The organism is Citrobacter sp. Ce129 (assembly GCF_030334545.1).
Classification (GTDB): domain Bacteria; phylum Pseudomonadota; class Gammaproteobacteria; order Enterobacterales; family Enterobacteriaceae; genus Citrobacter; species Citrobacter europaeus.
The window spans coordinates 357,717-372,936 of sequence record NZ_JAOWDS010000051.1; the positions used below are offsets into that span (position 1 = coordinate 357,717).

Consider the following 15,220-nt stretch of genomic DNA (forward strand, 5'->3'; position numbering starts at 1 on the left):
AGACTCTCCTCACTTGTACAAAATTGCCGTTGCGTGAGTACTGCTATCAATGCGCATTGAGGTTATTTTCCAGGAAGTTGCATTATTTTCCTGAGCCAGTTTCGCAATAGCATCCTCTATCACGGAAGGTGAATCCGCTATGCCAGACACGCTAACGTGAGCAACCTCGGTTTGCGCCAATGCGGAAAATGTCACCGGCGCAGTCAATAACGCGGTCATTAGTAAGGTACTTTTAAACATGTTCATGTGTATTTCCATTAACCAGCAGTTTCAGTAGCAATATGATAAAATACGTCGACTTATTTCATTTCATCCATCACGCCAGAATAACTGTCAATTAGTATCCAGCCGATAAATAGATAAAAAAAGCCCCACACGGGCGGGGCAAACATGCAGACTACGCTTTTATTATTTAACGAGAGAAAAGAGATCGTTCAGTGATTCACTCATGCTCGGATGCGTAAATATTTGATCGCGCAATGTGGTATACGGTAAACCCGCGTCCATTACGGTTTTAATGATATTAATCATCTCATGGGAATCCACGCACAGCAGCGATACGCCTAATATTTGTTTCGTTTCGCTATCCACCACCGCTTTAAGGACACCACGCGTGTCATCCATCACCCGTGCACGCGGGATAGCCGCAACAGGTAGTGTAACTACCTGCATCGCCGCGCCGCTGGCGCGAGCCTGTTCTTCGGTCATCCCCACGCGGGAAAGCGGTGGCGTCATAAAGACGGAATACGGTACGTTTTGGCGATCGCCGGTATGACGTAATCCCTCGCCTAACAGGTTGTCACGCACAATGCGAAAATCATCCAGCGAGATATAGGTAAATTGTAATCCCCCCGAGACATCGCCCATTGCCCAAATATGGTCTGCCGAGGTACGCAGGTATTTATTCACAATAATGGCGCCACGGTCATTTACATCCACACCCGCGTTCTGCAACTGTAGATTTTCAGTTGCAGGTTTGCGACCCGATGCCACCAGCAGCGCATCCACTGTGTGTGCGCCTTCCGGCATTTGCAGCCGTACCTCGCCGTCCTCGGATGAAACCGCCTGAACCCTGGCATTGAGGATAATCTCAACCCCTTTGTCGCGTAGAATATTAGCGATAGCGTCAGCAATATCCCGATCTTCGCGGGGTAAAAACTGCGGGGCCGCTTCATAAATAGTGACCTTACTGCCGAAGTTGGCAAACATCGATGCGAATTCAACGCCAATATAACCGCCGCCCAAAATACCTAAACGCTCAGGACGTTGCGTCAAATTCAACAGACCAGTGCTGTCAAACACACCCGGTGTAGTCGTTAATCCTTCTACGTCCGGAATCGTTGACTGCGCGCCGGTATTAATAAAGATCTTCTCACCGCTTAGCTCAATCGCGCCGGTTGACTGCATGACCCGCACGGTATGGTTATCAACGAATTCGGCCCGCCCTTCAATCACATCCACGTTTTCCAGATCGGCAAGATTATGGAAGTTTTTATCACGCAAAAAGCTGACAACGGAGGCCTTGCGCTGCATCGCCGCAGCAAAGTCATGCTGAAGTTCAGCATCATGTACCAGGGTTTTGGTTGGAATGCAGCCGATATTGATGCATGTCCCACCATACATGGTGTTTGACTGTTCAATAATCGCCACACGCCAGCCCGTTTTCGCCAGGGTAGCCGCCAGCGTTTTCCCTGCTTTGCCAAATCCGATAATAATCGCCTGATACTGATTCATGCTGTCTCTCCGCCAGGTCACTGTTCGTTTGATGAACTGAAGTATAGGTTGAGCCCTGACAAAACAACGTATCCATAACGCGCGATTAACTGTCAAATCGTCTAAATCATCATTAAAGATGACTAACGTTTATAGAATGAAAAAACACACTAACACTTTGAAGGTATTAAAATAATAACTAATTAAAGAGATAATGCCGTTTCAACAAACAATAAATAAAACTGTTCAGGAGTCTTCATGGATACCCTTAGCCGATTACTGATGCTTAACGACCCGCAAGGCTCGATCGACCAGAACTGTCTACTGAGCAGAGACTGGCAGTTGCCACACGCGGCGGGAGAGTTGTCCGTTATCCGCTGGCATACGGTTACTCAGGGAGCGGTCCTACTGGAGATGCCCGACGGGACATCATTCACCCTGCGGCCAGGCATTCTTGTTATCCTACCGCAAAACTCCGCGCACCGGTTGTGCCAGTCCGGCGATGAACAAACGCATATCGTATGCGGTAGCCTGCGACTGCATGCTTCCTCTCGTTACTTTTTAACTGCGCTGCCGGAAGTTCTGGTTCTGGCGCCTGATGAAAACAGCCCCGTCAGCCACTGGCTCAAGGCTATGATCGCACTGATGCAACAGGAATCCATGAGTGCGCTGCCGGGCTCCAGTGTAGTATGTAGCCAACAATGCGCCACACTGTTCACACTCGCCGTTCGCGAGTGGCTAACCCAAGCGACGCCCGCACAGAACGTGTTGAATTTATTGCTGCATCCCAAACTGGGGGCCGTGGTATTCCTGATGCTGGAGTCACCGGCTTTTGCCTGGACCGTTGAAGAGCTGGCAAAACGGGCACATATGTCGCGGGCCAGCTTCGCACAGCTATTCCGTGAAGTGTCAAATTCCACACCGCTGGCGGTGTTAACCACCTTACGTCTGCAATTCGCCGCCCAGATGTTGTCACGCGGGTCGCAGCCTTTGATTGTCGTCGCCGAGTCGGTAGGCTACGCCAGCGAATCGTCGTTCCATAAAGTCTTTTTACGGGAATTTGGCTGCACGCCGGGCGAGTACCGCAAACGCGTGAAAGCCCTGGAATCATAAAGCTACGCCTGCTTCGGCGACCAAACCGACGCAGGCGAGCGCTTCAGAGCATTACTTTTGGCTGCGATGCCTGTGCAGCCACATCAGCTTATAAGCTGCCGGGATAATGAACAGCGACAGCAATGGCGCAGTGATCATACCGCCAATCATCGGTGCGGCTATACGGCTCATGACTTCTGAGCCTGCCCCCGTCCCCCACAAGATAGGTAGCAAACCCGCGATAATTACCGCCACGGTCATCGCTTTCGGACGCACACGCAGCACCGCGCCGTGATACAACGCCTCATCCAGCTTATCAGCGGTAAAGGTTTGCGGATTTTCCAGTGCAGGTTCAGCTTCAATGGCGTGACGCAGATACATCAGCATCACCACGCCAAATTCTGCGGCAACGCCGGCGAGCGCAATAAACCCGGTTCCGGTTGCAACCGACATATGAAACCCCATCCAGTAGAGAAACCAGATGCCGCCCACCAGCGCAAAGGGGACGCTGGTGATAATCAGCAGCGCCTCGCCAAAGCGACGGAAAGCTAGATAAAGCAGAACGAGGATAATCATCAGCGTCATCGGCACCATCAGTTTGAGCTTATGGCTGGCGCGTTCAAGCAGCTCGAACTGCCCGGAAAAAGCCACGCTGGTCCCCGGTTTTAACTGTACGTTTTCAGCAATAGCCTTTTTCAGATCGTTCACCACCGAAACCATGTCACGGTCGCGGGCGTCGATATAAATCCAGCTGGTTGGTCGCGCATCTTCAGTTTTTAACATTGACGGACCAGAAACTACCGTCACATCTGCAACATCTGCCAGCGTAATTTGCTGCTTCATGGGCGTCAGAATCGGCAGATTACGCAGCGCTTCTGGGCTATCGCGATAGCTCTGCGCATAGCGCAGATTGATAGGATAACGAGCAATCCCTTCCACCGTTTCGCCCACCATCGCGCCCCCCACCGCTGAGGTGACAAACAGCTGCACTGCGCCTACGGTCATACCATAACGCGCTGCTTTCTCCCGATTGATGTCTACGTTGATATAGCGCCCTCCCACCAGACGCTCAGCCAGCGCCGAAGAGACGCCCGGTACGGTTCTGGCCACCTCTTCGATTTGTTCCGCCGTGGCGTCGATATCAGTCAGAACGTTACCTGACACCTTAATGCCAATTGGGCTTTTGATACCGGTAGAGAGCATGTCGATACGGTTACGGATAGGCGGAACCCACAGGTTCGCCAACCCCGGCAAGCGCACGGTTTTGTCCAGCTCGGCGATGATTTTGTCCATCGTCATTCCCGGACGCCACTGATCCTGCGGCTTCAGTTGGATTGTCGTTTCAACCATTTCCAGCGGCGCGGAATCCGTTGCGGTTTCCGCCTTACCGGTTTTACCAAACACGCGTGCGACTTCCGGAACGGTCATGATCAGCTTATCGGTTTTTTGCAGCATATCCGCCGCCTGCGCCGCCGAAATTCCTGGCAAGGTTGAAGGCATATACAGTAAATCGCCTTCGTTAATCTGCGGCAGGAATTCTCCACCAACTTTATTCAGCGGGTAGATAACCGTCAGTATTGAAAGCACCGCAACCAGGAGGGTAGTTTTAGGCCAGTGCAGCACCTTCAACAGCAGCGGATGGTAAATACGGATCAGGAAGCGGTTTAGCGGGTTGCTGCTTTCCGCCGGAATCTTGCCACGGATCCAGAATCCCATCAGGATTGGAATTACCACAATGGCCAGAAACGCCGCGCCTGCCATGGCATATGTTTTGGTGAACGCCAGCGGGCCAAACAGTCGCCCCTCTTGCCCCTCAAGCGTGAAAATAGGGATAAATGACAGGGTGATAATCAGCAGGCTGATGAACAACGCCGGGCCGACTTCTACCGAGGCGTCGGTAATGACCTTCCAGCGCGTTGCGTTATCCAGTTTTTCATCCGGATGCTGATGCCCCCACTCTTCCAGCCGCTTATGGGCGTTTTCAATCATCACGATCGCGGCATCGACCATCGCCCCGACGGCAATGGCGATTCCCCCAAGCGACATGATATTGGCGTTCAGTCCCTGGAAATGCATCACAATAAACGCGATACACAACCCCAGCGGCAGGGAAATAATCGCCACCAGCGCCGAACGCAAATGCCACAGAAACAGAGCGCACACCAGTGCAACAACGATAAACTCTTCCAGCAGCTTATAGCTCAGGTTATCAATGGCGCGATCGATGAGCTGACTGCGATCGTATGTTGTAACTACCTCCACGCCTTCCGGCAGGCTACTTTTTAACGTGTCGAGTTTGGCTTTAACAGCGGAGATAACTTCACGCGCATTTTTACCGGAACGCAGGATAACCACCCCGCCCGCCACTTCGCCTTCACCATTGAGCTCGGCGATCCCACGGCGCATTTCCGGCCCAATCTGCACGCGCGCGACATCGTGCAGGTAAACAGGCACACCGTCGGCCCCTGTTTTCAGGACGATGTTATTGAAATCATCAAGCGTTTGCAGATAGCCACTGGCGCGAACCATGTATTCCGCTTCAGCCATCTCAACTGACGAACCGCCCGCTTCCTGATTCGACGTGTCCAGCGCAGATTTCACCTCCGCCAGGCTAATGCCATATTGCGTGAGCTTCATCGGGTCGATGACGACCTGGTACTGTTTAACCACGCCGCCTACCGAGGCTACTTCAGCCACGTTCGGAATCGTTTTTAACTCATACTTTAAAAACCAGTCCTGCAGAGAACGTAACTCCGCGAGGTCATGTTTCCCGCTGCGATCGACCAGCGCGTATTCAAAAATCCAGCCGACGCCCGTGGCGTCCGGCCCCATTTCCGCGCTAACGCCTGCCGGTAATTTGCCCTGAACCTGGTTGAGATACTCCAGCACGCGCGAGCGCGCCCAGTAAGGATCGGTGCCATCCTCGAAAATGACGTATACATAGGAATCGCCAAACTGTGAGAAGCCGCGCACCGTCTTCGCGCCCGGAACTGACAGCATGGTGGTGGTTAACGGGTAGGTCACCTGATTCTCAACGATTTGCGGCGCCTGCCCCGGATAACTGGTTTTGACGATCACCTGAACATCAGAGAGATCGGGCAGCGCATCAACCGGGGTATTGATGATGGTCCAGGTTCCCCAGATACTGAGAAACAGCGCCCCCATCATTACCAGAAAACGGTTTGCTACTGAGCGGCGGATAATCCATTCAATCATTTATCATATCCTCAGTGTGAATGGGCCGCTGGGGCTGGGCTATCGACTGCGTCTTGTGCACCGCTATTCTGGGCGCGCATACGATCCAGCGCGCCGGAGATATTCGCCTCGGAGTCGATCAGGAACAGACCGCTGGACACCACCTTCTCGCCTTCCGTCAGGCCGGAGCGGATAGCCGTTAGTCCCTGTGATTCATGGAATACCGCAACCTGCTTCGGCACAAATCGACCTTCATGATCAACGGTAATCACCCGCTGTTCGGTACCCGTATCAATTAACGCTTTAGACGGGATCAGCAACATCGGCTTACTTTGCGTTTTCAGTTGCAGGTAGGCATTCATCCCCGGTTTGAGCGCCTCGTCGCGGTTTTCGACCTGTAAACGGATCTGCAACGTCCGCGTGGTGGCATCGACGCTGGGTAAGATATTCCATTTGCTGATGGTGAAAGTCTTGTCCGGCCAGGCTGGCACAGTGATGCTAAATTGCGAGGCGTCTTTAATCAGCCAGGCAATAGATTCCGGGATCGACGCGCTGACCCATACCGGGTCCATACCCTGAATTTTCGCGACCACGTTGTCTTTGGAAATGTTCATGCCGGTACGCAAATCAAATGCAGTGATCACCCCATCAATGGGGGCTTTCAGGGTGAAGCGGGTTTGAATTTTACGCGTCGATTTTAAGCGCTGAATATCCGCTTCAGGCATACCGGCCAGGCGTAACCTCTCCAGAATGCCTTCCACCTGTGTCGCGCTACCGCCGGTCTCACGCAGCAATAAATATTCGCTCTGCGCCTCAACCCAGTCGGGAATCGTCAGGTCGATAAGCGGCGCGCCTTGCTTAATTTTGTCGCCCACGGTGAGCGGGTAAACCTTTTCGATAAAGCCTGCGGAGCGTGCCTGGACAATAACGAACTGGTATTCGTTATAGCTAACGTTAGCCGGGAAAGTTTGCGCGTAGTGCAGCGGCCCACGGCGCACAGGTTCTGTTTTTAGCCCCAAATTCTGGGTCTGGGTGGGATCGATTCGTACGCCAGGCGCTGACGCGCTCGCGGTCTCTTCATCGGCATATTTCGGGATAAGATCCATATCCATAAATGGCGATTTACCCGGCTTATCAAAGCGCGTGTTCGGGTACATGGGGTCGTACCAAAACAAAACTTTTCTGGCTTCTTTTGGCGCAGCCTGCCCGGTTTCAGCCGTTGCTTTTGCGGATGAATAATAAGTATAAATACCGACAGAAATAACCCCACCGGCAATCATGCCTGCGAGAATAAGCGCGGTAGTTTTAATATTTAAAGACGCCATAGTGATTTCCATTGCGCGATAGTCTCACCCGCATTACGAATAATCCGGGTAAGAATAAAAGAGACCAGCGAGAACGTTATTTACTGATGTGAATATCACGTAATACAGAGAGATTTCCCTGCTGAACAAACGTAAACGCAACCTTATCGCCGGGTTTAATATCATCAGCCTTCGTGTCGGCAACCAACGTAAAACGCATCGTCATGGCAGGCCAGTTCACCGCAGGAATAGGGTCATGCTTAATCGTGATTTTTTTACTGTCCCTATCAACAGCTTCAATCACTCCCGTGGCGCTAATGAGTTGTTCCTGTTGAGCCGCTGGCTGCATATCCATCATTTCGCCATGCTGATGCTCATTGGCCTGAGCGTTAAACATGACCAGAGAAAAAAGGCTAAACAGCACGGCTTTGGCGGTAATATTCATAATTGATGCTCCTGAAAAGTTAATATTAAGGATTACTCCACCCAACCGCCGCCTAAGGCAGCAAACAGCTTAATTTCATTAACCTGCTGGGCGTAATTAAGATCGAGCAGTGATTGCTGCGTGGCGAATAAGGAACGTTCGGCATCCAGAACTTCGATATAGCTAACCGCGCCATTTTGATAAAGCGCTCTGGCGCGCTGTAAGGTGATTTGCAATGAGGTCAGATAACGCTGCTGACCGCGAATTTGATCGGCAATGCTTTGGCGCAATACCAGCGCATCCGCCACCTCTTTAAAGGCGTTCTGAATTTTTTGTTCGTAATTCACCACCGACTGCTGCTGGCGTATTTCGGCGAGGTCGAGATTCGACTGATTACGCCCGGCATTGAAAATTGGAATATCTATTTTGGGAACAAAATTCCACATTCCGCTGGCGGCATTAAATAAGCTGGAGAGATCGCTGCTGCTACTGGAAACTGAACTGGTCAGGGTAATCGACGGGAAAAATGCCGCCCGCGCGGCGCCGATATTGGCATTCGCCGCCATTAATCCGTGCTCAGCTTCCAAAATATCCGGGCGCTGCAACAGTATTTGCGATGACAACGATGGCGGCAGCGTTACCGGTTTAATATCCCCGCCGCTGCGCATCTGGTCGTTGGGTAATTTCCCGTACGTACCCAGCAACAGCTGCAGCGCATTGTTTGCTTGCGCCAGTTCACCTTTACGCTTCGCGATTTCGCTGCGCGTGCTTTCAATTACGCCGCGCGCCTGTTCCAGCGCCAGTACGTTGGTGCTGCCGGTCAGCAACTGTTTCTCAACAAAAGCGTATGAGCGCTGATAGTTTTGCAGCGTTTCTTCGGCAATTTGCAATTGCGCATAAGCCAGACGCTGATTGAAGTAACTTTGTGACACGCTGGAGATTAATGAGATATGCACCGCCCGACGCGCCTCTTCGCTGGCAAAGAAGTTCTGTCGCTCGGCTTCACTCATATTCTTCAGCCTGCCAAAGAAATCCAGATCAAAACTGAGATTCAGCCCGGCTTCGAATTCGCGGTTGGTGCTGCTATCGCCTTTCAATTTACCGCTGTAGGTGCCGCTGGAGCCTGCCGTGAGTTGCGGATAGCGGTCAGCGTCGGTGACGCCATATTGCGCTCTCGCCTCCTGAACTTTCAGCACGGCCATACGTAAATCGCGGTTATTAATCAGCGCCTCGCCGATCAGCGCCTTTACCTGGGGGTCAACGAAGAAAGTCCGCCAGCCCGTATCCTGATATCCCATCGGCGCAGAAACCAACGCATTCTGGCTTAAGGAGAATTGCTGCGGCACCGGCAATGCCGGACGCTGATAGTCCGGCGCCAATGAACAACCGGCGAGAACGAATACAGCGCTGAGGGTAAGAAGCTTAAATTTGCTCATAGTTCTTCTCGTCCTGACCGGACTGATGACCCTAAAATGTGTAGGAATTTATAGTGTTGTACTTTAACCAAGTGACTCTGTTTAACCGGTGACAGGAAAATGACAAAACTGTCATTTTCCCAATAACCGATTGCTATCCGATCCCGCTTCCCTAGAATTGAAAGTCCGCACAACCAGTGCGAGAAGGAGAATGCGATGAAGCTCTTGATAGTCGAAGATGAGAAAAAAACCGGTGAATACCTGACGAAAGGCCTGACGGAAGCGGGTTTTGTCGTGGATTTAGCGGATAACGGCCTGAACGGGTATCACCTGGCGATGACCAGTGATTACGACCTGCTCATACTCGACATCATGCTGCCGGATGTAAACGGCTGGGATATCGTGCGGATGCTGCGATCCGCGAACAAAGGGATGCCAATTCTTCTTCTCACTGCGCTGGGCACCATTGAACATCGGGTTAAAGGTCTGGAATTAGGCGCGGATGACTACCTGGTTAAACCGTTCGCCTTCGCCGAGCTGCTGGCACGGGTCAGAACGCTGCTACGCCGGGGTGCGGCGGTGATTGTCGAGAGCCAGTTTCAGGTCGCGGATTTAATGGTCGATCTGGTCAGCAGAAAAGTCACCCGCAGCGGTACGCGCATCACCCTGACCAGCAAAGAGTTTACGTTGCTTGAGTTTTTCCTGCGCCATCAGGGGGAAGTTTTACCCCGCTCGCTGATCGCGTCTCAGGTCTGGGATATGAATTTTGACAGCGATACCAATGCTATCGACGTGGCCGTGAAACGTCTGCGCGCCAAAATCGATAACGACTTTGAGCCGAAACTGATCCAGACCGTGCGCGGCGTGGGATATATGCTTGAGGTTCCTGATGGCCAGTAAACGATGGCGACGCCCTTTTTCGCTGGCGACACGGCTGACATTTTTTATCAGTCTGGCGACGATCGCGTCATTTTTCGCCTTTGCCTGGATAATGATCCACTCTGTAAAGGTCCATTTCGCCGAGCAGGACATCAATGATTTACAAGAGATCAGCGCCACGCTGGAGCGGATTATTAACCAACCTAACGAGCCAGAATCACGCCGTCTGGAAACGCTAAAAAACGTGGTAGCGGGTTACTCGAACGTCATTATTTCTCTGGAAGATAGTAATCAGAAAGCCATTTTTCATTCGCCCAATGCACCGGATCTCCGGCAATTTATTTCCAGCGCAAGACCGGATAAAAATGCCCATGCCAGCGATGTTTTTATTATCTCCGGCCCAACGCTACAAACGCCCAGACATGTCCACGGGCAGAAAACGTCGTCTAACTGGCGAATGATTCGCCTGCCTGTAGGGCAGCTTACCGATGGAAAACCGGCATATACGCTGTATCTGGCATTATCGATCGATTTTCATCTGCACTATATTAACGACCTGAAAAACAAACTGATTATGACGGCATCACTGATTAGCATGATGATTGTTTTTATCGTGCTATTCGCTGTCTATAAAGGCCATGAACCGATCCGTAACGTCAGTCGCCGCATCCAAAATATCACCTCAAAAGATTTGGATGTGCGCCTCGATCCGCAAGCTGTTCCTATTGAACTGGAACAGCTGGTAAGTTCGTTTAATCACATGATCGAGCGCATTGAGGACGTATTTAAACGTCAGTCGAACTTCTCGGCGGATATTGCCCATGAGATCCGCACGCCAATAACTAACCTCGTCACGCAAACGGAAATTGCGCTCAGCCAGACCCGCAGCCAAAAAGAGCTGGAAGATGTGCTGTATTCCAATCTCGAAGAGTTTAGTCGTATGTCGAAAATGGTCAGCGACATGCTGTTTCTGGCGCAGGCGGATAACAATCAGCTCATCCCGGAAAAGACAGCGCTTAATCTGGCTGATGAGGTGGGTAAAGTGTTCGACTTCTTCGAGGCCTGGGCAGAAGAGCGCGAGGTCGGCTTACGTTTTGAAGGACGCGCGTGCTGGGTTTCGGGCGATCCGTTAATGCTACGCCGGGCGGTGAGCAATCTTCTATCAAATGCTATGCGCTATACGCCAAAAGGCGAGTCGGTAACCGTACGGGTGAAAGAGGCGGACAGTCAGGTGCAGATAATCGTGGAAAATCCTGGCCCCCCCATTCCCCCACAGCATCTCCCCCGGCTCTTTGACCGATTTTATCGGGTAGACCCTTCGCGACAGCGCAAAGGCGAAGGCAGCGGTATTGGCCTGGCGATAGTGAAATCAATCGTCATCGCCCATCAGGGAAAAGTCTCGGTTTCATCCGATCAGCTTGCTACCCGATTTATTCTGACGCTGCCCAAGCACGCGAAATAATTCCGGGTGATGACAGATATATGTCATCACCTGTTGTCTGACACAACCGTCATAATTCAGTCACGCCGCTGACCGACCTCGCCAATTATAATTTCTTCCGTAAACCCATACAGGAGAAATATGATGAATAAGATGTCCTCTTTTTTAGCTATCGCGTTTTTTATTTCAGCTGGCGTTAATGCGGCAGAGACGTCACCCCATGCACAATCATTTTCACAAATGAATGAACATGAAAAGGCAATGGTAGTACATCAGTCGACAAATAATGCTCATTCCTATGCCCATGAGCAGCAGGCGGAAAAACACCGTGCGCAGGCAAGCTCTACACGATAACGGATAACGCCAAAGGGCGCTGCGATCACAGCGCTCTCAAAAGCCATGCATTACAGTATGCCGTTTGAATACTGGAGACAGGTATGGCTTTAACCCTCACGGTATTGCTTGAAAACCGGCGTGCGGCGGGCGCGGATAAATCATTACGGGCAAAGCCTGGGTTAAGTCTGTTAGTTCAGGATGAAACCACCAGCATACTGTTTGATACCGGGCCGGACGACAGCTACATACTTAACGCCGCGCAAATGGGCGTAGACCTGACGCAATTGACCGCCGTGGTACTGTCGCACGGTCATTACGATCACTGCGGCGGCGTGCCGTGGCTTGCGGATAACAGCCGTATCATTTGCCATCCCCAAATAGCCTGCGAGCGGTACGCTTCAATAACCCTGGCAAGAACGACAAGGAAAATAAAAAAACTCTCGCGTGATAACGACTACTCTCGGCTCATCATGGAATACACCCGCGAGCCGCTGACTATCAGCGAGCGCTTTTTGTGGTCCGGGGAAATCAGTGTCCCCACTCCGCAGGCCTATGGTGTTATTAGTAAGGAGACGCCCCAACCGGATTACATCAGCGATGAAGGCGTATTGATATATAAATCGGAGCGCGGGTTAGTCATCATTACCGGATGCGGGCATCGGGGAATAGAGAATATCGTACGCCATTGCCAGAACATTACCGGCATTAATCAAATTTACGCCCTCGTCGGTGGATTTCATTTACGTGCCGCCTCCCCCGCTAAGCTATGGCGAACCCGACAATTTATTAAGCAACAGCAACCCGAAAAACTACTCGGCTGTCATTGCACCGGTTCGTGGGGGCGATTATGGCTACCGGGAACTGACGCCCCGGCAACGGGAGATGTAATTGTGCTGGCAGAGTAACGACAGTAAACATTGCCAAAACAGCAATAAAAAACGGGAACCTCGCGGCTCCCGTTTATCAGCCTTCGTTACATAGTGACAATGGCTGGCTCATCAAAGACGGTGAGTTTTGGCGCTTCACCGGTGAATTTTTCTGCGTATACCAGGCTGGTATTCCCCGCACAGCCATTAGCCAGCCTCGAAGTCGGGATATCTGCCGTCAGTACGTTCGCGCCGCCATTTTTACAGATACCGTTTTCAATATCCGGCCATGCACCTTCATGGATACAGATAATTCCCGGTTTAATGCCGTCACTAACGTGCGCCCCCACCAGCACCTGCCCACGCGCATTCCATACGCGGACCAGATCGCCTTCGGCAATCCCTCTGGCTTTCGCGTCATCCGGGTGAATGGTGACCGGCTCGCGATTGGCAATAGCGTACTCTTTGCGCAGCGACGCGTAGTTCAGCTGGCTATGCAGACGATGCGCAGGGTGCGCAGTCAGCAGTTGCAGTTGATCTTTATCCGCAGTTCCTTTCCATTCATCGGGTTCAATCCATGACGCATGCGGCGGACAATCTTTATATTGATAGCCTTCAATCGTTTTCGAGTAGATTTCTATCTTACCGCTCGGCGTTCCCAGCGCATTCATCACCGGATCGCTGCGAAAATCCGCGTAGCGCACATATTTGTTATTCTTTTCATTCTCACGCATTTCGATCAGTTTATTCTGCTGCCAGAACGCGTTGAACTGAGGCATAGCGACACGTTGGGCGCGGGCGGCTTTTTGCGCGGCATCATAGAACTGCTTCAGCCACGCCATTTCGTCTTTGCCTTCGGTGTAGACCGCCTTACCTCCCGGCTTGAGCATCTCAGCCAGATCGGCAAATACGTCAAAATCGCTGCGGGATTCAAACTGCGGCGCGATGACCTGCTTCATCGGCACCAGGTGTTGGTTACTGTAATCACCGGTCATGGTCAGATCGTTACGCTCAAACGAGGTGGTGATCGGCAGGACTATATCAGCGTGTTTAGCCGCTGCGGTCCAGTAGCACTCAGAGATGACAACCAGTTCAGGCTTCTGCCAGGCTGTAATTAAGCGGTTAGTATCCTGATGATGGGTAAAGTTAGCACCGCCTGCCCACCAGATCATTTTGATATCCGGGAAGGTTTGCTCTTTACCATTATGCTGATATTTACCGCCTGGGTTTTCCAGCGCTTCAACAATTCGCGCTACCGGCAGGCTGGTTACCGCATCGGAAACCGCCCAGTCGTTACCCGCTGATGACCCCCCCTCAATTTTGGCGGAAATTGCTGGCAATACCCCACCCGTGCGCGTTGGGTTACCGCCGTTGGAATAATGATACGAGAATCCAAAGCCGCCGCCTTCGGTACCAATTTGCCCCAGCATCGCCGCCAGAGTCACCAGCATCCAGTGTTTTTGCTCACCGTATTGCTGGCGCTGAATCCCCCAACCTGCCATGAGCATGGTTTTATTGCTGGAGAAAATTTCCGCCAGTTTTTCCAGTTGCTCAGCAGGCACGCCGCACACGCCGGAAGCCCACTCGGCGGTTTTCTCTATTTTATCACTCTTGCCGAGCAAGTATTCCTCAAACTGCGGATAACCGGTGGTGTATTTTTCCAGGAAGGCTTTGTCATGGAGATTTTTCTTCACCAGCGTATGGGCGATCCCTAACATCATCGCCACATCGGTCCCCATATGTGGCGCAATCCAGGTGGCATTATCACCAAAGAACTCAATGGTTTCAGAACGCATTGGATCGATGGCGATAACGCTTTTTCCTGATTTTTTCAGCAGATTAAAGTATTCAATCCCCTGTTCATCCGTGCTGCTCCAGGCAATTTTGAGGGTGTTGAGCGGGTTCATCCCCCACAGCACCACGACCTGACTGTGCTCAAGCACCATCGGCCAGGTGGTTTGCTGCTCATAGACCTCAACCGATCCCACGACATAAGGCATGATCACCTGCGCCGCCCCAGTTGAATAATCTCCGGTATGACCGGCGTAGCCACCGGCCATGCTCATATAGCGTTGCAGTAAGGTTTGCGCCTTATGCAGAACGCCGCTGGAGCGCCAGCCATAGGAACCGGCAAATATTGAGGACGGCCCATAGCTGCTACGGATCCGGCTATGCTGCTCATGAATGAGCTTCAGCGCCTGCTCCCAGCTCACTCGCACGAAAGGATCGTTGCCACGTTTACCATCCGCTTTACCCGGGTTTTCCAGATAGCTTTTGCGCACCATCGGATATTTAACGCGGATATTGGTATGAACCTGATCCGGCGCGGTTTGCTGTAACGAGTTCGGCACCGTTTTCGGCAATGCCCCTTTTGAGGAAACCACTTTGCCGTCTTTTACTTCCACGTATACCGCACCCCAACGTGCAGCCGTCAGAATCGCTCCGCCATTTTGGCCTTCGGCCCAGGCTGGCATTGGGATCACCGAAGAAATCGCCATTGTCCCGGTTGCCGCGCCAGCCGTCTTGATAAAGTCACGTCTTGTGAGTTTCATGAT

Annotated in this window: 12 protein-coding genes; 5 read left to right on the forward strand and 7 right to left on the reverse strand. The window is 51.9% G+C overall.

The features are described 5' to 3' along the window. Positions 1-9 precede the first annotated feature (9 nt). Both rclB and rclA read right to left on the reverse strand, forming a co-directional pair. Positions 10-240, reverse strand: a complete 231-nt coding sequence (gene rclB / locus OGV77_RS03725) for a reactive chlorine resistance periplasmic protein RclB (RefSeq protein WP_043017861.1) — start codon at positions 238-240, stop codon at positions 10-12. 168 nt (positions 241-408) lie between these two features. Continuing rightward, on the reverse strand, positions 409-1,734 hold the full coding sequence (gene rclA / locus OGV77_RS03730) for a reactive chlorine resistance oxidoreductase RclA (protein WP_087051600.1): 1,326 nt from the start codon (positions 1,732-1,734) through the stop codon (positions 409-411). 237 nt (positions 1,735-1,971) lie between these two features. On the opposite strand from rclA, the gene rclR reads away from it, so the two are divergent. Continuing rightward, positions 1,972-2,826 (forward strand): reactive chlorine-specific transcriptional regulator RclR, encoded by an 855-nt coding sequence (gene rclR, locus OGV77_RS03735; protein WP_087051601.1) that lies wholly within the window; start codon positions 1,972-1,974, stop codon positions 2,824-2,826. A 51-nt stretch (positions 2,827-2,877) separates the two neighbouring features. On the opposite strand, the gene OGV77_RS03740 is transcribed toward rclR, so the two are convergent. The 4 genes from OGV77_RS03740 to OGV77_RS03755 form a co-directional block, all read right to left on the reverse strand. Beyond that, complete coding sequence (locus OGV77_RS03740) at positions 2,878-6,021, reverse strand: CusA/CzcA family heavy metal efflux RND transporter (RefSeq protein WP_087051602.1); 3,144 nt, start codon at positions 6,019-6,021, stop codon at positions 2,878-2,880. Positions 6,022-6,032: 11 nt separating this feature from the next. Then, the gene (locus OGV77_RS03745; protein WP_087051603.1) at positions 6,033-7,325 is read right to left on the reverse strand and encodes an efflux RND transporter periplasmic adaptor subunit; all 1,293 of its coding nucleotides are present in this window, start codon (positions 7,323-7,325) and stop codon (positions 6,033-6,035) included. A 76-nt stretch (positions 7,326-7,401) separates the two neighbouring features. After that, the gene (gene cusF, locus OGV77_RS03750) at positions 7,402-7,749 is read right to left on the reverse strand and encodes a cation efflux system protein CusF (protein WP_043015501.1); all 348 of its coding nucleotides are present in this window, start codon (positions 7,747-7,749) and stop codon (positions 7,402-7,404) included. 32 nt (positions 7,750-7,781) lie between these two features. Beyond that, positions 7,782-9,164: an efflux transporter outer membrane subunit gene (locus OGV77_RS03755; protein ID WP_043015500.1), complete on the reverse strand. Its 1,383-nt coding sequence runs from the start codon at positions 9,162-9,164 to the stop codon at positions 7,782-7,784. A gap of 195 nt (positions 9,165-9,359) precedes the next feature. Between OGV77_RS03755 and cusR the strand changes: the two genes are divergently transcribed. The 4 genes from cusR to OGV77_RS03775 all read left to right on the forward strand — a co-directional run bounded on the left by cusR (position 9,360) and on the right by OGV77_RS03775 (position 12,704). After that, positions 9,360-10,043, forward strand: coding sequence for a copper response regulator transcription factor CusR (gene cusR, locus OGV77_RS03760; RefSeq protein ID WP_087051604.1), 684 nt, complete (start codon positions 9,360-9,362; stop codon positions 10,041-10,043). Further along, entirely contained in the window at positions 10,033-11,484 is a 1,452-nt protein-coding gene (locus OGV77_RS03765; protein WP_087051605.1) for a Cu(+)/Ag(+) sensor histidine kinase, read from the forward strand. The genes cusR and OGV77_RS03765 overlap by 11 nt, the downstream gene beginning before the upstream one ends. Positions 11,485-11,607: 123 nt before the next feature. After that, the gene (locus OGV77_RS03770; protein ID WP_047412863.1) at positions 11,608-11,817 is read left to right on the forward strand and encodes a PcoE/SilE family metal-binding protein; all 210 of its coding nucleotides are present in this window, start codon (positions 11,608-11,610) and stop codon (positions 11,815-11,817) included. Positions 11,818-11,900: 83 nt separating this feature from the next. Then, positions 11,901-12,704, forward strand: coding sequence for an MBL fold metallo-hydrolase (locus OGV77_RS03775; protein WP_087051606.1), 804 nt, complete (start codon positions 11,901-11,903; stop codon positions 12,702-12,704). Between the two features lie 68 nt (positions 12,705-12,772). Here OGV77_RS03775 and OGV77_RS03780 read toward each other — a convergent pair whose 3' ends face one another. Beyond that, positions 12,773-15,217, reverse strand: a complete 2,445-nt coding sequence (locus OGV77_RS03780; protein WP_043015495.1) for a trimethylamine-N-oxide reductase 2 — start codon at positions 15,215-15,217, stop codon at positions 12,773-12,775. Positions 15,218-15,220: the final 3 nt, after the last annotated feature.